We start from the raw sequence: 22,607 nt of genomic DNA on the forward strand, positions 1-22,607 counted from the left end.
GGTGGGCGGCAGCGATCGCCGCGACGAGATCCTGTCGATCCTCGCCGACGTGGGCTACCGGACGGTCGACGCCTCGCGTGAGCGGATCGACTCGCTGGAGCTCGCCCGGCTGGTCTACGAGATAGAGCGGCGCTACGGCCTCGACCTCGACCTCGACGACGACGAGTTGGCGACCATGTCCACGGTGACCGGTGCGGCGGAGATCCTCGACCGCCTCACCCTGACGGCGGCGGAGCCGGAGTGACCGGTTCGACTGTCGTGGTCACCGGCCTGGGCCTGCTGACGGCTCACGGCCGTGGCCCGGCACCGCTGCTGGCGGCGGTGTTGGCCGGCGAGCCCGCCTTCAGCGAGGTCCGTCGCTTCGACCCCGGCCGTAGCCGGGTCCGAGCGGCGGCGACGCTTGCCGACACCGGCGACCTGGGCACCGAGCTGGTCGCCATCGTGACGGCTGCCTGCGACGACGCGGGGTTGGCGTACCGCCGTGCCGAGTGCCCGCTGTTCTTCGCCACCGGCACGGGCACGACGGTGGCCCGCTCGGGCGGGTCGGGCAACGGGCCGGCCGAACTGGCCGCCACCGTGGCCCGGCGCTGCGGGCTCTCCGGCGTCGCACGGGTCTACACGTCGGCCTGCGTGGCGGGTAGCACCGCGTTGGCCGAGGCCGCCTCGATGATCGCCCGGGGTCGGTGCGATCGCGCCGTGGTCGCCGGGGGCTTCCTCGTCGACGCCGACCACCAGGGCCTGTTCGACGCCGGACGGGCCCTGGCCGACGACGGCGCCGTGCGGCCGTTCAGCAACGGTCGGCGCGGGATGCTGCTGGGCGACGCGATCGTCGCCGTGGTGCTGGAGTCGGCGGCCAGCGCCCAGGGGCGGGGCGCCCGGGTGCGGTCCCGGCTGGCCGGCTGGGCCCGGGCCGGCGACGCCTACCACGTCTGCCAACCCGACCCGGGCGGGGCCGGAATGGGGTCGGCCATCCGGGCCGCCCTGGCCCGGGCCGGGGTGACTCCGGAGGAGGTGGCGTACGTCAACGCCAACGGCACCGGCACGACACGTGCCGACGCCGCCGAGAGCAGCGCGCTGCGCGTCGGCCTCGGCGCGGCGGCGGCGTCGGTGGCGGTCAGCTCGACCAAGTCCGTCCACGGCCACGCCCTGGAGGCGTCCGGCCTGCTGGAGTTCGCGGTCACCGCGCTGGCTCTCGACGCCGGCCGGCTGCCCGTCAACGCCGGCTTCCGGGAGCCTGACCCGCAGTGCCCGGTACGGGTGGTGCGTGAGCCCGCTCCGCTGGCGGGCCGGTACGCCCTGAGCTGCAACCTCGCCTTCGGCGGCGCGAACACCGCGCTGGTGTTGGAGACGGTGTGAGCGGCCTCGACACCGCGCCCGGCGCGATCCGCGAGCTTGCCCGCGCGGCGTGGCCCGAGCCCGGCGACGTCGGCCGGCCACCCGCGATCCGCGGCTTCGTCGCCTCGCCGTTCCCCCCGCTCGTCGTGGCCGTCGTCGGTCGCTGCCTACAGCGACGCATGGGCGCCGGGCCCGCCGGGCCGACCGCCGTCGTGCTGGTCAGCGCCTACGCCGACCAGGCCACCGCGGCGGCCATCGTCGCGGAGGTGGACGGGGGCCGCCGGGTGTCGCCGATGTACTTCTTCCAGTCGGTGCCGAATTCGGTCCTGGGGCACGTCGCCACCGAATGGGCCCTGACCGGCCCGGTCGTGTGCCTGAGTCCGGCCGGCGATCCCTTCGGCGAGGGTCGGGCGGTGGCCGAGGGCCTGTTCGCCGACGGGGACGCCGCCGAGGCGCTGGTGATCGTCGTCGAGCACGACGCCGACCCGGCCAAGCCCTCCGGCGCGACGGCCCTGCTGTTGACGCCGGACCACGAGACGACCAGGCCGCCGACCGGCGGCGGACAAGGCGGTTGACATGACCGGATCGACCCGACCCTCGGCCACCATCACCGGCATGGGGCTGGTGACGCCCGTCGGGCGGGGCGTGGAGGACTTCTTCGCGGCGATCTGCAACGGGCGCTCCGGGCTGGTGCGCCCACCCGAGGGGCACGGCGCGGCCGCTGCCACGGAGGCGGTCGGGATCGCTCCGGACATCGACCCCACCACCGTGCTCCCGCGCAACGAGGTGCTGGTCGCCGACCGATTCCTGATCATGGCACTGGCCGCCGCCGACGACGCGATGCGCGACGCCGGGCTGGAGGTCGGCCGCGACGTCGACCCATTTCGGGTCGCCGTGGTCGTCTCCAGCGGCGCGGGCGGCCTCACCACCTACGAGGCCCAGGCGAAGGCACGGGAGGCGCGCGGCCGTACCGCCGTCAGCGCGTACCTCTATCCGGGTTTCCTCCCCAACATGGCGGCCGCCCGCATCGCCATCCGGTACGGCATCCAGGGCTACAGCTCCTGCATCGCCACCGCCTGCGCGGCCGGTGCCCACGCGGTGGCGGAAGCGCTGCGGCTGATCCGGGCCGGCGACGCGGACGTGGTCGTGTGTGGTGGCGCCGAGTCGCCGCTCGGGCCGACCGGCACCGCCGGTTTCGCCAACGCACGGGCGCTCGCCACCGGCTGGTCCGACCCGACGCAGGCGAGTCGCCCGTTCGACCGGCGTCGCAACGGCTTCGTGCTCGGCGAGGGCGCCGGGATCATGGTCGTCGAGCGCGCCGAGCACGCGGACGCGCGAGGGGCGGCCGGCTACGCCGACATCATCGGGTGGGGTGCCACCACGGACGCCCACCACCCCACGTCACCGCGCGCGGACGGTGTCGGCGCCGCGCAGAGCATGCGCCGGGCGGTCGCCGACTCCGGCGTCGCGCCCACCGACGTCGACTACATCAACGCGCACGGTACGAGCACCAAGCTGGGCGATGTCGCCGAGAGCCGGGCCGTGCACAGCGCCTTCGGCGCGCACGCTCCCGCGGTCAGCTCCACCAAGGGTGTGACCGGACACCTGCTGGGCAGCGCCGGAGCCGTGGAGGCGGCGGCGACCGCCCTCACGATCACCCACGGCATGCTGCCGCCGACTCACAACCTGGACGAGCCGGACCCGGCCTGCGACCTCGACCACGTGCGGGGTCAGGCGCGAGCGGTCCGGCCCCGCGCGGTGCTGTCCAACTCCTTCGCGTTCGGCGGACACAACGTCAGCCTGATGTTCGGCCCGCCGTCGACGGCGCGGGCCCGGGGGGCGGACGCGGGGGCGGTCACCACAAGGGATCAACCATGAGAGGAGCGCGATGACAACGACGGAATTCACGCTGACCGACGCGGAGCGGGCCGCGCTGCCCACCGACGAGGATGTCCGGTCGTACGCCGAGCGGGGCTGGTACCTCAGCCAGAAGCTGCTCACCGACGACGAGGTGGACACGCTCGTCGAGGCCAGCGAGCGGTTCTACGCGGGTCACCGTGACCGGCGGTTGCCCCGGCGGCCGGCGAAGCTGGCCTACTGGGAGCCGGAGCACGGCGACGTGCAGCGGCACAACGACTACGTGCACTACGAGAGCGACGAGGTCGCCGCGATCCTGCGTAAGCCGATCATCGGGGCGGTGGCGGCCCGGCTGGCGGAGGCGGCCGAGATCCGGGTGTTCCAGAGCACGCTGATCCTCAAGCCGCCGAGCCCCGGTGAGCCGACCAACATCGTGCCCTGGCACTTCGACCGTCACTACTGGCAGACCTGCACGTCCGAGCGGATGCTGACCGCGTTCATCCCGATGCACGAGTGCACCGAGGAGATGGGCACGATCACGATGGTCGACGGCAGCAACACCTGGAAGGAGATCGGCGGCGACGACAAGACCACCAAGCACTTCGCCGAGCGGGACCGTTCCGAGCTGGAGGATCTGCTCGTCAGCAACGCCGAGTTCAACGGCGCTCAGGTCAACAAGATCCCCATGCACATCCCCAAGGGACACATGAGCTTCCACCACTGCCGCACCTACCACGGCAGCGGTGCCAACCGCAGCTCAGCTCCCCGACGGGCCATCTCGCTGCACCTGCAGGACGGCGACAACCAGTACCGGCGGTTCCACCGTTCCGACGGCGACCTCGTCGTCTACAACCACGATTCCCTGGTGCGTCGTGACGAGGCGGGTCTGCCCGACTACAGCGACCCGCAGTTCTGCCCGGTGCTGTGGCGGTCGTCGTCCGCTCCCGGCGAGACGGCATGACCGTTGGCACGCCCCGGCCCGTGGCAGTCGCACGGGACCGGGGCGATGGCCGGCGTGACCCACTGCTCTGGCCGGAGGAGTGCCTGTTCGCGGTGGCCCTCACGCTCGTCGCCGGGCTCGCCCTGCTCACCGGCGCGCTCTCGTGGGCGCTGCTCGCCGCGTCGGCCGTGCTGGTCGGCGCGCTGATCGCCGGGCTCGCGCTGTCGAGGCGGCGGCGCAACGCCGCGTCGGGCGTCCCGGTGCGGGCGAGCGGCGCGGCCAGGCTGGTCAGGACCGTCGGTGGGGTGGCCAGGACGGCGGTGCCGTTCCTGTCCTGCGTGGTGATCTATTCGAGCCTGCGCGTCGTCACCCCGGAGCTCGACTTCCCACTCGTCGACCCGGCGTTGATCGAGTTCGACCGGGCCGTCTTCGGCACCGACGTGAGCCGTTGGCTCAACGACACCCTCGGCTCACCCGCGCTGACGTTGTTCATGGCGTTCTGCTACCTGAGCTACGGCCTGTCCCAGGCGGCGTGGGCCATCTCCTCGTACCTGCGGGGCCGCCTGCGCGAATACCACGACTTCGCGCTCGCGATCTCCATCACGGCGGTCGTCGGCTACTCCGGCTACGTGCTGGTGCCCGGGGTCGGTCCGCACATCTACCAGACCGACACGTACGCCGACCCGCTTCCCGGTCAGGAGGGGTCGATCGGTGGCGCGCTGGACGCGATCACCGCGGTCCAGGGCCCGGCGCGGGATCTCTTTCCGAGCCTGCACACCGCCATGACGGTGGTGCTGATGGTGTACCTGTGGCGCGACGCCCGTCGGCTGTTCTGGTGGTACCTGCCGATCGGCCTGGGGTTGGTGCTGTCCACGCTGTACCTGCGCAAGCACTACGCCGTCGACCTGCTGGCCGGGACGGCCCTCGCACTGCTGGCAGTGGTGGTGGCGGGACGGGTCAACCGCTGGTGGTACCGGCCCCGGACCGACTCGCCGGACGGAGCAGCTCGGTCGTTCGCGCCGTCACCGCCGCGATGACCTGCGGATGGTCGAGGATGAAGTGCCCCCCGTCGACAACGGTCAGGTCGAAGCGGTCGACCGTCTCCTGCTGCCAGGCCAGTGCGCCCGCCGCGTCGGCCATCCGGTCGTGCCGGCCCACCACGGTGGCGATCGGGCACGTCAACGCCGGCCGGGGCGGGCGGGCGTAGGTCTCCGCCAGCCGCAGGTCGGTCCGCAGCACCGGCAGGGCGAGCCGCATCAGCGCCGGTTCGGCGAGGACGTCGGCCGGGGTGCCGCCGAGACGTCGCAGCGACTCGATCAGACGGTCGTCGTCCAACGCGTGCAGGGGGCGGTGGGCGAGACCGGCGGCGGGCCCGTTACGCCCCGCGGCGATCAACAACGCCGGGCCCGGGCCGGTGCGGGGCAGCGTCGCCGCGACCTCGTACGCCAGCAGCGCGCCGAAGCTGTGCCCGGCCAGGGCGTACGGACCGGACACCCGGTCGCGCAACATGTCGCACGTCGTGGCCACCAACCGGGGCCACTCGTCGATCGCCGGCTCCTGCCGGCGGGTGCCGTGCCCGGGCAGCTCCACCGGCTCGACAGTCACTCCGGCCGGAAGCCATCGCCTCCACCTGGTGAAATGCGCTGCCGAGCCGCCTGCGGCCGGGAAGCCGAACACGGTCAGGGACGACGGAGCTGAACTGCCGTTCTCCAGAGCTTTTTCGTCCGACGGGACGTGATCTATCAGCATTGACATCTCGCTTCTCGTCCGATGTACTTCAACGTACAGGGAAATCATCAGGCGGGGAATGGCCGCCGTGGTTCACCAAGGCGGATGCGCGTGGGGGGTGCCGTGGGGATGCGCCGCGACCGTCGCCCAGCCTCCAGGGCAGGCGTCACCGACATCGCGGTGGTGGGCGTCGGTTGCCGGTTCCCCGGCGGCGTGGACGACCTCGACTCGCTGTGGCGCGTCCTGGAAGAGGGCCGCGACGTCACCGGCCGCGTGCCGGCCGGGCGGCCCGGCGCGGCCTCGCTCGACACGGTCGGCGTCGGCGGGTTTCTGCCCGACATCGACCTGTTCGACGCGGAGTTCTTCGGTGTCTCGCCGCGCGAGGCGCGCGAGATGGACCCGCAACAGCGCCTCCTCCTCACCCTCGCGTGGCGGGCCATGGAGCACAGCGGCGTGCCGTTGCCGACCTGGTCCGGCAGCAACACCGGGGTCTACTTCGGCATCCTGGCCATGGACTACGCCGTCCTGCACGCCCGCACCCTCGGTGTCGACCACGTGGGAGCGCACTACGCCAGCGGCAAGGAGTTCAGCTTCGGTTCGGGGCGCGTGGCGTACACGTTCGGCCTGAACGGGCCGTGCATGACCCTGACCGCCGCCTGCGCGTCCTCGCTGTTGGCGGTGCACCTCGCGGCGCGCGCCCTGGCGGCCGGCGACTGCGACACCGCGCTGGCCGGCGGTGTGAACCTGATGGTGGGTCCGGAGCTGACCCTCTACATGCGGCACATCCAGGCGCTCTCGCCGCAGGGGCTCTGCCGCCCGTTCGACGCGGCCGCCGACGGCGTGGTACGCGGCGAGGGCGGGGCCGTGGTCGTCCTCAAGAGGTACGCCGACGCCATCGCCGACGGCGACCGGATCTGGGGCGTCATCAAGGGAAGCGCGACCAACCACGACGGCCGCAGCGCCGGCCTGACCGCGCCGAACGCCGTCGCCCAGGAGCAGCTGCTGCGCGCCGCGCTCCGCGATGCCGACGTGGCGCCCGCGGACGTCGGGTACGTCGAGGCACACAGCACCGGCACACCGCTGGGCGACCCGATCGAGCTCAGCGCGCTGGCGGCGGTCTTCGGTCCGAAGCGTGCACCGGAACGCCCGCTGCTCATCGGCTCACACAAGGCCAACTTCGGCCACCTCGACTCCGCCGCCGGCATCCTCGGCCTGCTCAAGGGGCTTCTCGTCGCGCGTACCGGCGTGGTGCCGCCGCAGATCAAGCTGGCCCAGCCGACGCCCCGGTTCGGCTGGTCCGGCTCCGGGCTGGCGGTCCCCACCACCCGTACGACGCTGCCGGACACCCCGCACCGCCTGACCGGCGTCAGCGCGTTCGGCCTGTCCGGCAGCAACGTCCACGTCGTGCTCGCGGCACCCGAACAGGACCGCCCGGCCCCGACCCCGGCACCCGTGTCCTGGCCGGTGCTGGTGCTGTCCGGTCCCACCGAGTCGGCACTGGCGGACCAGGTCACGCGGCACGCGGAGCTGCTCGACGACTCCGCGACGGCAGAGCCCGACCAGCTCGGCGACCTGCTGTTCAGCACCGGCACCCGGCGCAGCCACCACACGCACCGGCTCGCCGTGACCGGCGCTACGGCCGCCGACCTGCGCGGTGCGTTGACCGGTCACCAGCGTGGTGAGAGGTCCGCCAGCACGGTCAGCGGTGAGCTGCTGCACGACGGGCCGGCGTACGTGGTGCAGGTGTTCTCCGGCCAGGGCTCGCAGTACCCGGGAATGGGCCTCGACCTCTACCGCGCCGACCCGACCATGCGGGCCACGCTCGACGAGTGCGACGCGGTGACGCGGCGGATCGCCGGGTGGTCGCTGCTGGAGGAACTGGGCCGCCGTACGGGCAGCCGGCTGTCCGACACCCGGTTCGCCCAGCCGGCGATCTTCGCGATCCAGATCGGGCTCTCCCGGCTCTGGGCGCGGTGGGGCGTTCCGCCGGACTCGGTGGTCGGCCACAGCATGGGCGAGGTCGCCGCGGCCTGCGCCGCCGGCGCGCTGTCGCTGGAGGACGCGCTGCGGGTCATCGTGCTGCGCGGGGAGCTGTTGCAGCCCGCCTCCGGCAGCGGGCGGATGGCCGCCGTCGCGCTGTCCGCCGACGAGGTCGCCGCCGCCCTCGAACGGCACGCCGAGGTCGTGATCGCCACGGTCAACGGGCCGCGCTCGGTCGTCGTCGCCGGCCCGGCCGCCGCCCTGGACCGCCTCCTCGCCGAGCTGACCTCCGCCGGAGCGCGGTGCGTGCCGTTGGCCGGCGACTACGCGTTCCACAGCCCGGCGGTCTCCGCGTACGGCGACGAGCTGGAGCGCCAACTCGACGGGTTGCCATGGACCGCGCCGCGGGTGCCGATGCTGTCCAGCGTCGACCCGACCGGTGTCGTAGCAGAGTTCGGGCCGGCCTACTGGGGCCGCAACGTGCGTGAGCCCGTGCTGTTCTGGCCGGCGATCGACCGGCTGCTGTCCCGGCGGCCGGCGGTCTTCCTGGAGCTGGGCCCACACCCGGTCCTCACCGGGCCGCTGACGGCGTCACTCGCGGCCCGGTCCCGCCGGGGCGCGGCGATCGGCAGCCTGGTGCGGGGGCGACCGCCGGTGCAGACCCTGACACGAGCGCTCGCCGAGGCGTACACCGCCGGTGTCGCGGTGGACTGGGCTGCGGTGCACGGCGAAGGTCGGCGGTACAGTCCGCTGCCACCGGTCCGGCTGAGCGGCGAGCGGTACTGGCTGCCGAGCCCGGCGGTCCCGACTGCGGCGTCCGTCGTCCCGGCGTCGCCGGAGACGGTGCGAGCGGGTTCCCCGGAGCATGCCGGGTCCGAGCATGCCCTCGCCGGCGTGGCCCTGGGCGAGCTGCGAGCCGAGGTACGCCTCATCGCTCCGGACGGCACCGTCGTTCAGACACTGGCCGGGGTCGGAGTGCCGGCGGCATCGGCGAGTAACGGCGGCGGTGGCCGGGACGGCAGAGCCCTCGGCGACGGACTCGGCACCGGTGCGGGAGCCAACGGCGCCGAGACCAACGGCGCCGAGACCAACGGCGCGGGTACGACCGGCGCGGACACCCGCGGCGCGACGGACATCGGCGCGACGGCCAATGGCGCGACGGCCAATGGTGGGACGGCCAATGGTGGGACGGCCAGCGGCGCGACGGCCAATGGTGGGACGGCCAATGGTGGGACGGCCAGCGGCGCGACGGGCGACGGCGCTGGTGCGGCAGGCGCGGGTGTCGGTGGCGGCGACGTTGGTGGCGGGGTCGGTGTCGGCGGCCGTGACGCCACCAACGGCTCCGGCACCCGCGCCGGCACGGCGTGGGAACGGGAGCGGATCGCGGCCCTGGTCAACGACGCGGCCGCCGAGGCTCTCGGCTATGAGCCCGGCCGACGTCTGGCGCGCGGGCGTGGGTTCTTCGAACTGGGGATGGACTCGCTCGCCCTGGTCTCGCTCGTCAGTCGGCTCGAACGGGAGCTGGGGACCGTCCTCGGTGCCGCCGTCGGCATCGAGCACCCGACCATCGACGCACTCGCCGACCACCTCCTCACCGAGGCCCTTCCGACCGAGCCCCCGCGTCAGGCCGAGCCCTCGCGCGCAGTCGAGCCGCTGCGTCAGACCGGGTCACTCCTCATGGCAGGGCCGACCCTCCAGCCCGCACCGCTACCGAGCCGTGACGCGATCGCGCCGGCTGCCAGCGTGCTCGGGCGTGGCACGTCGGGTACGACTACGTCGGTCGTGTCGCGGCCGTCCGGAGCGGCCGCGTCGACCCCGCGTGGGCCGGCAGAGCCCGTGGCGATCGTGGGCATCGGTTGCCGGCTGCCGCAGGCCGACGGCCCGGAACAGTTCTGGCGGCTGTTGTGCGACGGCGTCGACGCCACCGGCGACGTCCCGGCGGACCGGTGGGACGCGGAGGCGCTGCTCGGCGCGGGGCCCGGGGCACCCGGCACGGTGGTCACCCGCCGTGGCGGCTTCCTGGACCGGATCGACCTGTTCGACAACGCGTTCTTCCGGATCTCGGCCCGTGAGGCCCGGGCCATGGACCCGCAGCAGCGCCTCTTCCTCGAGGTGGCCTGGGAGGCGCTCGAGGACGCCGGGGTCACGCTCGAACACCGGCGCTCCGCCCGCGTCGGCGTGTACGTCGGCATGAACACCACCGACTACCAGCAGTTGCTCACCCGGCGCGCCCGGGACGTGGACCTCTACTACGGCACGGGCAACTCCTTCAGCGGGACGGCCGGCCGGTTGTCGTACTTCCTGGACGTGCGCGGCCCGAGCCTGGCGATCGACACGGCGTGCTCGTCCTCGTTGGTCGCGGTGCACCTGGCCGTGCAGAGCCTGCGCGCGGGCGAGGCCGACATCGCGCTCGCCGGTGGGGTCAACGTGATGGTGCGGCCCACCGTGCACCTGGCTATGTCGGCGGCGGGCGCACTGTCGCCCGACGGGCGTTGCAAGACCTTCGACGCCAGCGCCGACGGCTACGGGCGCGGTGAGGGCGCCGGCGTGGTGGTGCTCAAGACACTCGCGCAGGCCGAGCGTGACGGCGACCGGGTCTACGCGGTGATCCGCGGCAGCGCGGTCAACCACAACGGTGCGAGCGGCGGGCTGACCGTGCCCGGCGGCGAGGCCCAGGAGGAGTTGATCCGGGCGGCGCTCGCGGTGGGCGGCGTCCCCGCGTCGGACGTGGACTACCTGGAGGCGCACGGCACCGGGACGGTCCTCGGCGACGCCGTGGAGGTGCGGGCGATCGCCCGTGCGCTCGGCGGCGGGCGTCAGCCGGACCGGCCGCTGCTGGTGGGGTCCGTCAAGACCAACATCGGTCACCTGGAGGCGGCCGCCGGTATCGCCGGGCTGATCAAGACCGCGCTGGCGCTGCGACACGGCGAGCTGCCCGCGCACCTGCACGTCTCCCAGCCCACGGGCCAGGTGGACTGGGCGCGGTTGCCGGTCCGGATCACCACGTCCACCACGGCATGGCCGGCCACCGGTGGACGGTCCCGGGTCGCCGGGGTGAGCGCGTTCGGTTTCACCGGTACCAACGCCCACGTGGTCCTGAGCGGGCCGTCCGCACCGGCGTCGTCGCCGCAGGACGGTGCCGCACACCTCACGTCGGGCGGCGGTGCGGCGTCGAGGGCCGGCGCGATCGTCTCCAGCCGCGCACACCTGCTGGTGCTGTCGGCCGCCGGGGACGGCGCCCTCGCCGTCGCGCGCGACGGCTTCGTCCGGGCGCTCTCCGCCTCGGCCAGCGCCGACCTCGCCGACATCTGCTACGCCGCGGCGGCCCGCCGGGCTCACCTGGAGCACCGGTTCGCGGTGGTCGGCCGTGGGCCCGCCGCGCTCACCGCCGGGCTGTCCGGTGACGACGGCGCGCACCAGGGCGTGGCCTCCGGTGCGGCCGAGCGCCTGGTGCTGGTGTACGGCGACCGTGTGACGGTGGACTGGCGTGCCCTGGAGCGTGACGAGCCCGCGTTCGGGGACACGGTGGACGCGCTCGACGACGGTGGTCTCGTGCGAGCGGCACTGGTCGCCGGTGGCGCGGAGCGCGGCGAGCCCGTCGCAGTGCTGGCCGTCCAACTCGCCCTGACCGCCGTCTGGGAGGCGTACGGGCTGCGGCCCGACGTGGTCGTCGGCCGGGGCGTCGGTGAGGTGGCGGCGGCGTGTGCGGCTGGTGCGCTGGACCGGGCGCGGGCGGTCCGTGCGGCCCTCGACGGCGCGACGGTCACCGTGGCGACGCCCGCCGACCTGCCGGCGACCCCCGTGCTGTGGCTGGCGTCGACGGGCGGGCCGGTTCCCGGTACGCACCCGTTGGCCCTGCGCTCACCGGCCCCCGACTGGGACGCGCTGGCCGGGCCACTCGTGGCGGCGGGGGAGCGGGTGCTGCTCGCGGTCGACGCCGGGCCGGACGCCGCGACCGTCGCGGCAGGACGGGAGACGGATCTCGTGGCGGTCGGGACGGACCTGGGCCGCCCCGACGGCTTCCTGGACGTCGTCGCCCAACTGCACGTGGGCGGGGTCGGCATCCACTGGGAGACGCTGTTCGGCCGCCGCCCGTACCGGGCGGTGCTGCCGCGCTACCCGTGGCAGCGACGCCGGCACTGGGCGGACACGCCGGACCAGGTGCACGGCTCGGCACCCGTCGCGGAGCGGCCGGCCCCCGCGACCGTGGCCGTCACGACCGGTGCGGCCGCCACCGTGGTCTCGACCGCCGTCGCCGCGAGTGTCGTGCCCGAGGTGCAGTCCCGAGGCGCCGTCGGTCGCGCGCTGTCCGACGACGTCCGGGACCGCTGGGCGGCGCGTACGTTCGCGGTCCGCTGGCGCCGCGTCCCCGCGCCCCGCGCGGAGGCGACCGGACGGTGGCTCGTCGTGCCACTCACGAACGCGTCCGTCGAGACGGGACTGCGGGTGGTCGACGGCCTGCGGCTCGCGGGCGTCGAGGCGACCTGGCGGCCCTCGTCCGTCGGCTCGGCCCGCGACGACGACCGGGCGGGCACGCCGACCGACGGCGTACCGGAGGTTGACGCGCCGTGGACCGATGTTCCGCCGGACCACGGAATCGTGCTGGTCGCGGCGGCCGCACCCGGCAGTGTGTCGGGCGAGGTCCTGGTCGCGCGTCTGGTGCGGGCGGCCCGTCACCTTCGCAACGGGCTCGACGCGGCACCCGGCAGGCTGCGCGTCGTCACGGCCGGGGCGTACCAGCCGACCGGCGACGGCGAGGTCGATCCGGCGCAGGCCGCGGTCTGGACGGCCGGGCGGGTGCTCGCGATGGAGGCGGCACCGGGGTGGGGCGGACTGGTCGACGTCGACCCGCGGGTGCTCGGCACCGGCCCGCGCGACGCGGACGGCGAGCCCGGCCAGGCGGACGCCGGCTGGACTCCCGGCAACGCTGCCGGACTGGCCGGCGCGCTCACGGCATCGCGCGCGCCCCGCACCGAGCCGGCCGAGGACGAGGTGTGCCTGCGCGACGGGATCTGGTATGCCTCCCGGCTGTCGACGGCGGACCCACTGCCCGTGGCGCTGTCCGACTTCGACTGCGACCCGGACGCCTGGTACCTGGTGACCGACGCCCTGCGCCCGGCCAGCCGGCCGTTCGTCGACGTGCTCGTGCGCCGTGGCCTGCGCCGGCTGATCGTCGCGGACGCCATGCCGTCCGACATCGCGTCCCCCGGGGACGTCCGGCTCGGCGAGCTGACGGCGTCCGGCGTGGAGGTGCGACACATCGACCTGACGGCGGCGGACCGTACGGCGGCGGAGGTCGCGGCCGACCTGACACCGGAGGCGCTGGGTGCCCCGCTCGGCGGCGTGCTGATCGTCGGGTCGCCCGCGTCGGCGGCCCCGATCGACACCCTCGACGAGGACGCGGTGTCGAGGGCGCTGGGCTGGGCCGACGTCGTACACCGGCTGGATCTGGCGACCCGTGACCTCGCGCCGCCGCTGTTCTGCGTGACCGGCGCGGCGGCCGCGGTCTGGGGAGCCGCCGGGATGGTCGCGCGGGCCGCGGCAGAGGGCGCGGTCGACGCGGTGACCACCGCCCGGGAGCGGGCCGGTCGGCCCGTGCAGGTGGTCCGCTTCATGCCCGTCGACGACCCCGCCGAGTTGTCCCGCCGGGACCGGATGGTGATGGTGGACAGCGGCCTACGACCGCTGGCCGGCGCGGACGTGGGCGAGGCCTTCGAGGTGGCGCTCCGGGCGGGCCTGACCCGGGTCACGGTGGCGGACGTGGACGCTCCGCGGTATGCGCGGGTGTGTCGGGAGCGGGCCGACCGCGCGTTCCTCGCCGAGATCGGCGTCGAGCCCGCGGCGGATGACGGCGGAACGCCGGAGGGCGGGACGCCCGACGCGCCACTGGCCGCCGTCGTGCTGGCGCTGCCGGCCGATCGGCGGGCCGAGCACCTGCTGGAAGCGGTGCTCGACGCGGTGGCCGAGGTGCTGGGTGAGACGTCCGGCGTGGACGTCCTGGCCCACCAGGGCTTCTTCGACCTCGGCATGGACTCGGTGATGTCGCTGAGCCTGCGCGGCTGGCTCGAACGCGCGCTGGGGGTCGACCTGCCGGCGACGCTCACGTTCGAGTTTCCCAACGCGGCGGCCCTCACCGATCACCTGCTGACGGTGCTCGACCCGGTCGCCAGTCCGGCCGATGGCGCGCCGACCACCACGGTGTCCGGCGCGCTGGACGAGGCCGACGACGACCTGGCGGCGATGCCCGAGGACGAGCTGATCGCGCGGCTGTCGGCCGCGCTCGCGGAGGGAGGCTGAGATGACGACGACCGCTCCGCGTACCCCGGACAGCCGACGGCTGATGGCCGACGCGCTGCGCACCATCGAGGATCTGCGCCGTCGTCTGGCCGACAGCCGGGACGGGTGGCTCGACGAGCCGATCGCCATCGTCGGGATGGCCTGCCGCTTTCCCGGCGGGGCGCACTCGCCGGAGGAGTTCTGGACGCTGCTGCGCAACGGGGTGGACACGACCTCCGAGTTTCCGCCGGAGCGCGCCGACGCTCGCGCGTACCACCATCCGGACCCGGAGGAGCCGGGCAAGGCGTACACGATCCGGGGCGCCTTCCTGGACCAGGTCGACCGGTTCGAGCCGGAGGCGTTCGGCATCTCCCCACGCGAGGCCTTGGGCATGGACCCACAGCACCGCATCGCGCTGGAGATCTGCTGGGAGGGGCTGGAGCGTGCCGGCTACGCGCCCGACCGGCTCGACGGCTCGCGCACCGGCGTCTACTTCGGGCTGAGCACGACCGACTACGTACGCGCCCGGCAGGCCGTCGGCGACATCAACGACGTGGACTTCTACCAGCTCACCGGCGAGCCCAGCTTCCTGGCCGGCCGCATCTCGTACCTGCTCGGGTTGCGAGGGCCGAGCAAGGTCGTCGACACCTCCTGCTCGTCGTCACTGGTCGCCCTGCACGAGGCGTGCCAGGCGCTGCGGCTGCGGGAGTGCGACCTGGCCCTGGCGGGCGGGGTGAACCTGCTGCTGTCCCCGTACGGCTTCGTCATGATGAGCAAGTTCCGTGGGCTGTCCGCCGACGGACGGTGCAGGACGTTCGACGCGTCGGCCGACGGGTACGCCCGTGGGGAGGGCGCGGGTGTCGTGGTGCTCAAGCGGCTGTCCGCCGCGCTGGCCGACAACGACCCGATCGTCGCCGTCGTCCGTGGCTCGGCTGTCAACCACGACGGTCGTTCCAGCGGCCTCACCGTGCCGAACCCGCTCGCCCAGCAGGACGTCGTCGGCGCGGCCATGACCCAGGCCGGCGTCGGGCCGGACGGCGTGGACTACGTCGAGGCGCACGGGACGGGCACCTCGCTCGGTGACCCCATCGAGCTGCGCTCGCTGGAAGCCGTCATCGGCCGGCACCGCCGCTCCGACGACCCGCTGCTGGTGGGCTCGGTCAAGACGAACATCGGGCACCTGGAGCCGGCCGCCGGCATCGCCGGCCTGTTCAAGGTCGTCCTGGCCATGTCGCACGGTGAGATCCCGCCGCACCTGCACCTGAGCGAGCCGAACCCCAACCTGGACTGGTCCGGTCTGCACGTGCGCGTGCCTGTCGCGTGCACGCCCTGGCCGGACCGGGGTCACCCGCGCACCGGGGGAGTGAGCAGCTTCGGCGCCAGCGGAACCAACGCGCACGTCGTGCTCGCGGCACCGCCGGTCGGTGCCGACCGCACCGCCGCACCGCAGCCGTACGGGCTGTTCCTGGCCTCCGCGCGCACGGAGGAGGCGCTGCGCGAGATGGCCGACCGGCACGCGCGGTGGCTGCGCGGTCCCCACGCCCCGTCCCTCGGCGACGCCTGCTACACGACGCACGTCGGCCGCGCGGTCCAGACCCACGGTCTCGCGGTGACCGCGGCGGACACCGACGAACTGGCGGACGTCCTGTCGGCGTACGCCCAGGGCCGCCAACCGCGCGGGCTGACGGTCGCCGCGCTGCCCCGCCGCCGCGATCGCAAGGTCGCCTGGCTGTTCACCGGCCAGGGCGCCCAGTACCAGGGCATGGCCCGGGGACTGCTCGGGAACGCCGCCTTCCGCTCCGCGTTCGACGAGGTCGCCGCGCTCTTCGACACCGGGTTGCCCCGGCCCCTGGCGGACGTGTTGTGGGCCGACGGCGCGACTCCGCTCGACGACACCCGGTACACCCAGCCGGCGCTGTTCGCGGTCGAGTACGCGCTGGCCCAGATGTGGCTCTCCTGGGGCCTGCGGCCGTCGGCGGTGGGCGGCCACAGCATCGGTGAGCTGGTCGCCGCCTGCGTCGCCGGCGTGCTGGACCTGCCCGCCGCCGCGACCCTGGTGACCGCGCGGTCGCGGCTGATGGCCGAGCTGCCGTCGGGTGGCGCGATGGCCGCCGTCGGCTGCACCGAGGAGGTCGCCGTCGCGGCGATCGACGGGTACGCGGACACGGTCGCCGTCGCGGCGGTCAACGGGCCTACCGACGTCACCATCTCGGGGATCGCCGCACACCTGGGCACCGTCCTGGAGCGGCTGGCGACCGACGGTGTGCGCACCCGGCGGCTGAGCGTGTCGCACGCGTTCCACTCGCCGCTGATCCGGCCCATGCTGGAGCCCTTCCGCGCGGTGCTGGCCGGGTTGTCGTTCCACCCGCCGCGCATTCCGCTGGCGTCCAACGTCACCGGACGGCTGTGGGGTGACGACGAGGTCGGCCCGGACTACTGGCTGCGGCACGCGGCCGGCGCGGTCCGCTTCCGCGACGGGGTACGCGCGTTGCACGAGGCGGGCGTCCGCACCTTCGTGGAACTCGGTCCGGCGCCGGTGCTGACGGCTCTCGCCGCGCGTTCTCTCGCCGGTGAGCCGGAGTGCGCGTTCGTGCCGACGCTGCGGCGGGGCGGCGAGGACCTGCGCGAGGTGCTGGGCGCGGTCGGCACCGTGAGCCTGCGGGGTTCGCGCCCGGACTGGCGGGCCTTCCACGAGGGCGAGGACGTGCGCGCCGTACCGCTGCCGACGACGCCGTGGCGCGGCGCGCACTACTGGTTCCGCGAGGTCGGGCCGGTGGCCGCGCCGGTGCCGGCGGCGGACGCCAGCGAGGAGACCGGGGCCGCCGTCGTGGGCGGGGACATCCCGGGCGTCGGCCGCCGCCTACCGGGACCGGTGCCGGCGTACGAGGTGACGGCCGAGGCGCTGCCCGGCGAGTCGCCGGGTCTGGGCGCGGTGCTGGACGTGGCGACCCGGGCCGCTGCGGACTGTCTGGGTGGCGTGTGGCGGTGCGCCGAGGATCTGACCGTCCACGCGTCCGTCCCGACCGGCGACCGTGGGCACCTGCGCCTCAGTGTCACGGCACGGGACGACGGCTCGGCCGCCTGGGAGCTGCTCGGTGCGACGGCGGCACGCGAGGCGCTGGCCGCGCCGTGGATCCGTCACGCCAGCGGTCTGTTGCGTCGTCGGTGGCCGGCCGACCGCCCGTACCCCGAACCGGAAGCGGCGTCCATGCCGGAGATCTCGGTGCCGGACGGCGCGGGCTGGCACGAGGTGCTCGACGCCGCGCGTCTCGCGGTCACGGTGGCCGGCGTGGCGGAGCCGGAGGCCGGGTCGATGATCGCCGGCTGCGGCGCGCTCGGCGGCGCGCCCGCAGCGGCCAGTGGCCCCGTGGCGCCGGGCGGCGTACGGGCGGTGCGGGTCCGCGCCGGGTCCGTGCGCGCGCTCGGTGACACGGTGACCGGTGCCGTCGACCTGCTCGACGCCGACGGCGCCCCGATCGGCTACGCCCGGGACGTGATCGTCGCGCCGGTGCCCGCGCCGGCGCAGTGGGACGATCCGGCCGACCTGCTCTACGAACAGACCTGGGTGCCCATGCCCGGGCCGTCCCCGCAGCCGCCGGCCGACCTGGCCGGACGGAGCTACCTGTTGGTGGCCGACCCGGCTGGTCAGGACGCCGCGCTGGTGACCGCGCTGGCCGGGCTGCTGCGCGAGCGGGACGCCGAGGTGACGGTGGCCGCGCCGCCGGTGGTGGGGGAGGGTCCGGACTGCCGGCCCGATCCCGACGCCGTCCGGGAGCTGGTGACCACCTGGTCCGCCGGCCCGGGCCGCCCCTCGCTCGCGGTGGTCCTGACCGGGCTCGACGCGCCCGCGTCGGCGAACTGCGACGCGGGGAGCCTGGAGGAGTACGCCGGGCGCGCGGACCTGACGATCCTCGCCCTCCTCGGCGCGATGCTCGACGATCCGGAGTGCGCCGACGCGCGCCTCTCGTTGGTGACCCGGGCTGCCATGCGGGTGCCGACGGACGCCGCCGCCCCGGACGCCGCCGCCCCGGACGCCGCCGCCCCGGACGCCGCCGCCCCGGTCGCCGGCACGCTCTGGGGTCTGGGTCGGGTGCTGGCGTTGGAGCACCCGGACCGGTGGGGCGGCGTGCTCGACCTGGACCCGGACCGCCGGCCCGGCGAGGACCGACTGCTGCTGGCCGCGCTGACCACGGGTGGGCTGGTCACCGGTGATCCGTCCCTCGGCGGTCCCGCCGACGCGGAGGATGGCTACGACGACCAGCAGGCGCTGCGCGCCGACCGTCGGTACGCGCTGCGCCTGGTGCCCGCACCGCTGGCACCCGAGGCGCTGCGTCGTCGGCCGCCGGTCGACGGCGAGGCCACGTACCTGATCACCGGAGCCTTCGGTGGGATCGGCCTGGCCGTCGCGGAGTGGCTGGCCCGCGCCGGCGCCGGTCGTCTCGTGCTGCTCGCCCGCACGCCGCTGCCGGAGCGGGACGGCTGGGCGGACGCGACCGGGGAGGCGGCGCGGCGGATCGCGGCCGTACGTCGGCTGGAGCGGTTGGGGACCAGCGTCGACGTGGTCGCCGCGGACGTGGTCGACGAAGCGGCGATGACCGCTGTGTTCGCCGAGCTGGCGGGCAACCCGCTTCCGCTGCGCGGGGTCGTGCACGCGGCAGGTGTCTCCGAGCCCGAGTTCGCCCGTGCGGCCACCGCCTCGGCGTACCGGCGGGTGTGGCGGCCGAAGGTCGTCGGCGGCTGGCTGCTGCACCAGCTCACGCGCGACGCCCAACTGGACTTCTTCATCGGCTTCTCGTCGATCGCCGCGACCTGGGGCTCGCAGCACCTGGCCAGTTACGCGGCGGGCAACGCGTTCCTCGACGCGCTGGCCGGGCACCGCGACGCCGCCGGCCTGCCGGCCCTGTCCGTCGCGTGGGGCCCGTGGGACCTGCCCTCGGCGCTGTTCGGCGCCGAGGTGATGGCGTTCCTGAAGGCCACCGGGCTGCGCCCGCTGCCGGCCGACCAGAGCATCCGGATGCTCAGCGCGCTCGCGGCTGGTGACGCCCCGCAGCGGGTGGTGTGCGCGGTGGACTGGTCGGTGTTCAAGCCGGTCATGCAGGCCCGCACGGAGCGGCCGATGCTGCGCGGGATCACCGCCGACGAACCGGCGACGGACGAGGCCGGTGACGCGCCGCTGTTGGCCGGTCTGCGCGCCGAGCGCGACCCGCGTCGGGTGCGGGCGATGCTCGGCGCGTACGCGGTCGAGGTGGCGACCGACGTCCTGGGCGTGGGTTCGGGTGCCCTCGACGAGGAGAGCGACGTACTGGCCAGCGGCATGGACTCGCTCATGGTCATGGACGCGGTCCGCCGCTGTCGACGGGACCTCGGCCTCACCGTGCGCGCCGGTGACCTGCTCACCCTCGCCAGCCCGGCACAGTGGGCGGACCTGTTCGCCGGACTGCTGGCCGACGGGTCGGTGGACACGTCCGCCGACGGCGACGAGCCCACCGCCGACCAGGCCGGCGACAACCTCGCGGCTGACCAGGCGAGTGACCCGGCGTGGATCGCGGCCGACGTGACCCTCGCGCCGGACATCCGGGTGGTGGGCGATCCGCCGGCCCGGGTACGCGACCCCCGGCACGTCCTGCTGACCGGCGCGACCGGCTTCGTCGGTGGCTATCTGCTGCACACCCTGCTCGAGACGACCGCGGCCCGGGTGTCGTGCCTGGTGCGGTGCGCCGACGAGGAGACCGGCCTGCGGCGGCTGCTGGACAACATCCAGCGCTACCTGCCGCTGCCAGCGGAGGCGGTCGACCGGATCACGGTGCTGCCGGGCGACCTGGGGCAGCCCAGGCTCGGCCTGTCCGACGACCGGTACGACGAGCTGTCCGAGCACCTGGACGGGATCTACCACTGCGGCGCCCGGGTGCACTTCGGCTACAACTACCACCAGCTCCGCCCCGACAACATCACGGGGACCGAGGAGATCCTGCGGTTGGCCGCGCGTGGCCGGCCGACCGCGGTCCACCACGTCTCGACGTACGGCATCTGGGGCCTGCCGGCCCCGGGCCGGGACGTCGTCGGTGAGGACGACGACATCGCCACGGCCGGCCGACTGGTGACCGGCTACGTGCAGACCAAGTGGGCGTCGGAGCGGTTGGTCGAGCTGGCCCGCGCACGTGGCGTGCCGGCGGACATCTACCGGCCCGGCCGGGTGTTGGGCGACTCCCGCACCGGCGCGAGCCTGACCACCCACTTCACCACTCGGGTGATGAAGGGCTGCGTGCAGCTCGGACTCGCTCCGGACATCGACATCAAGGTGGAGATGACACCTGTCGACTACGTGGCGAGCGCGCTGGTGCACATCTCCCGGTACGGCCCGGCCCTCGGTGGCACGTACCACCTGGTGAGCCCGTACAAGGCCCTGTTCGCCGACGTGGTGCGGGCGCTGCGCCGGCACGGCTTCGCGGTCGAGGTCGTGCCCGTCGAGGAGTGGTGGCAGGCACTCAAGGCGACCTATGCCGTCGGCACGAACGAGCTGCACCCGGTCATGCCGGTGGTCCAGGAGTTCGTGGTCGGCGGCGAGGAGGCCGTCCACTACGCCGTCGGCAACACCGAGGAACAACTGCGGGACACCGACCTCCGATGCCCGCCGTTGGATGACGACCTACTCGACACCTACCTGCGCTGGATGGTGCGGACCGGCTACCTGCCCGCTCCCACAGCGGCTGATGAAGGAGCTCGAACGACATGACTGATCATCCGCGCAGCACGCCGGAGTACGACGTCGCGATCATCGGGTCCGGCCTGTCCGGCACGATGCTGGCCGCGTGCCTGGCCCGCAACGGTGCGAAGGTGCTGATCGTCGACGGTGCCACCCATCCCCGGTTCGCCATCGGCGAGTCGACCATCCCGGCGACATCGATGATGATGCGGCTGGTCAGCGAGCGGTACGACGTGCCCGAGATCAAGTGGCTGTCCACCTTCGAGGGCGTTCAATCGAAGATCAACACGACCTCGGGGGTCAAGCGCAACTTCGGGTTCGTCTACCACCGGCCGGGGGAGCGCCAGAACCCGCGCGAGACCCACATGTTCCCGATCCCGAAGGTCACCCACACCGAGAGCCACTTCTACCGCCAGGACATCGACAACTGGATGCTGACGGTCGCCGCCAAGTACGGCACCACGGTCCGCCAGCAGGTCCGGATCACCGGTGTGGAGATCGACGACGACGGCGCGACGCTGGCGCACACCGGCGGCGAGTTCCGGGCCAAGTTCGTCGTCGACGCCAGCGGCTTCCGTTCGGTGCTGGCCGAGCAGTTCGGCCTGCGGGAGGAGCCGAGCCGGTTCCGTCACCAGTCGCGGTCGCTGTTCACCCACATGGTCGGTATCCGGCCGTACGACGAGTTGGCCCCCAAGTCCCGGTACGGGCACCCCAGCCCGTGGCACGACGGCACCCTGCACCACCTGTTCCGTGGCGGCTGGATGTGGGTGATCCCGTTCGACAACCACCTGCGGGGCACCAACGACCTGTGCAGCGTCGGCCTGCAGCTCGATCCGCGGATCCACCCGGTTCCGGACTGCACCCCGGAGGAGGAGTTCCGCCGCTTCATCGCGCAGTACCCGGACATCGAGCCGCAGTTCGCCGAGGCCCGGTCGGTGCGCGACTGGACCCGCACCGGCCGGCTGCAGTACTCGTCGCGGCAGACCGTCGGCTACCGGTGGTGCCTGACCTCCCATGCGGCGGGCTTCCTGGACCCGCTGTTCTCCCGGGGACTGTCGAACTCGCTGGAGACGATGCACGCGCTCGTGCACCGCCTGCTGTCCGCGATCGAGGACGACGACTTCTCGGTCGAGCGGTTCGAGTACATGCAGGAGTTCGAGCAGGGTCTGCTGGACTTCAACGACGACCTGGTCGCCAACGCGTACACGTCGTTCGGTGACTGGCGGCTGTGGGACGCCTGGTTCCGGATCTGGTCGCTCGGGCAGTTCATCGCCACCTTCGAGGTGAACCGGGCGTACGCCCGCTTCCTGGACACCCGCGACCCGGCGGTGCTGGCCCCGCTGGAGCGGCCGTGGTGGCGGGGTCGGGTCATCCCGCAGGACTCGCCGTACGGAGCGGTCATGGTCCTGTTGCAGCAGGTCAACGACATGACCCGAGCCGTGCAGGAGGGACGGGCCGACTCCGGTGAGACGGCCGCCGAGCTGCTGCGGCTGCTGCGCGAGGCGGACTTCGTGCCGCCCGCGTGGGGCCTCGCCGACCCGGACAACCAGTGGACCGACGCCAACTTCTTCGAAATCGGCAAGACCCTGCGCTGGGCTCGCAAGAAGGCGCCGAAGGCCGTCGGCGACCTCACGTACGACGGCCTGACGCTCTTCATGAAGAAGCGCTTCTCGCCCGGCGAGTTCGCCGTGGGCGAGGAACTCAAGCACCTTCTCGCGCGCTGGCCCGTGATCGGTAAGCGGCTCCGCGTCCCGACGCCGAAGTGAATTCGATGGATAAGGAGTCCAT

The 22,607-nt window shown here is 74.0% G+C and carries 10 protein-coding genes; 9 read left to right on the forward strand and 1 reads right to left on the reverse strand.

Translation table 11 applies throughout. The features are described from left to right. The first annotated feature begins 1 nt into the window (after window position 1). From ABZU91_RS08970 to ABZU91_RS08995, 6 genes are read left to right on the forward strand one after another with little or no spacing between them, the layout of a single operon-like run. On the forward strand, window positions 2-244 hold the full coding sequence (locus ABZU91_RS08970; RefSeq protein ID WP_355236210.1) for a hypothetical protein: 243 nt from the start codon (window positions 2-4) through the stop codon (window positions 242-244). Next, window positions 241-1,356: a beta-ketoacyl synthase N-terminal-like domain-containing protein gene (locus ABZU91_RS08975; protein ID WP_355236213.1), complete on the forward strand. Its 1,116-nt coding sequence runs from the start codon at window positions 241-243 to the stop codon at window positions 1,354-1,356. Before ABZU91_RS08970 ends, ABZU91_RS08975 begins: the two co-directional genes overlap by 4 nt. Then, complete coding sequence (locus tag ABZU91_RS08980) at window positions 1,353-1,910, forward strand: beta-ketoacyl synthase chain length factor (RefSeq protein WP_355236216.1); 558 nt, start codon at window positions 1,353-1,355, stop codon at window positions 1,908-1,910. The genes ABZU91_RS08975 and ABZU91_RS08980 overlap by 4 nt, the downstream gene beginning before the upstream one ends. 1 nt (window position 1,911) lies before the next feature. Next, window positions 1,912-3,213 carry a beta-ketoacyl-[acyl-carrier-protein] synthase family protein gene (locus ABZU91_RS08985; protein ID WP_355236219.1) on the forward strand — a complete coding sequence of 434 codons (1,302 nt, stop codon included), beginning with the start codon at window positions 1,912-1,914 and terminating at the stop codon, window positions 3,211-3,213. A gap of 10 nt (window positions 3,214-3,223) precedes the next feature. Then, window positions 3,224-4,153, forward strand: a complete 930-nt coding sequence (locus ABZU91_RS08990) for a phytanoyl-CoA dioxygenase family protein (protein WP_355236222.1) — start codon at window positions 3,224-3,226, stop codon at window positions 4,151-4,153. Window positions 4,154-4,173: 20 nt separating this feature from the next. Then, entirely contained in the window at window positions 4,174-5,169 is a 996-nt protein-coding gene (locus ABZU91_RS08995) for a phosphatase PAP2 family protein (protein WP_355236224.1), read from the forward strand. Here the strand turns inward: ABZU91_RS08995 and ABZU91_RS09000 are convergent. Further along, on the reverse strand, window positions 5,090-5,929 hold the full coding sequence (locus ABZU91_RS09000) for an alpha/beta fold hydrolase (RefSeq protein ID WP_355236227.1): 840 nt from the start codon (window positions 5,927-5,929) through the stop codon (window positions 5,090-5,092). The two genes, ABZU91_RS08995 and ABZU91_RS09000, sit on opposite strands and share 80 nt — an antisense overlap. A gap of 60 nt (window positions 5,930-5,989) precedes the next feature. Here ABZU91_RS09000 and ABZU91_RS09005 point away from each other — a divergent pair, with 60 nt between their 5' ends. The 3 genes from ABZU91_RS09005 to ABZU91_RS09015 are packed head-to-tail and all read left to right on the forward strand — an operon-like array spanning window position 5,990 to window position 22,585. Beyond that, window positions 5,990-14,137 (forward strand): beta-ketoacyl synthase N-terminal-like domain-containing protein, encoded by an 8,148-nt coding sequence (locus ABZU91_RS09005; protein ID WP_355236230.1) that lies wholly within the window; start codon window positions 5,990-5,992, stop codon window positions 14,135-14,137. Between the two features lies 1 nt (window position 14,138). After that, window positions 14,139-20,849: a thioester reductase domain-containing protein gene (locus ABZU91_RS09010; RefSeq protein WP_355236232.1), complete on the forward strand. Its 6,711-nt coding sequence runs from the start codon at window positions 14,139-14,141 to the stop codon at window positions 20,847-20,849. Then, complete coding sequence (locus ABZU91_RS09015) at window positions 20,846-22,585, forward strand: NAD(P)/FAD-dependent oxidoreductase (RefSeq protein WP_355236235.1); 1,740 nt, start codon at window positions 20,846-20,848, stop codon at window positions 22,583-22,585. The genes ABZU91_RS09010 and ABZU91_RS09015 overlap by 4 nt, the downstream gene beginning before the upstream one ends. Window positions 22,586-22,607 lie beyond the last annotated feature (22 nt).

Source organism: Micromonospora sp. NPDC005174 (assembly GCF_040608495.1).
GTDB lineage: Bacteria > Actinomycetota > Actinomycetes > Mycobacteriales > Micromonosporaceae > Micromonospora.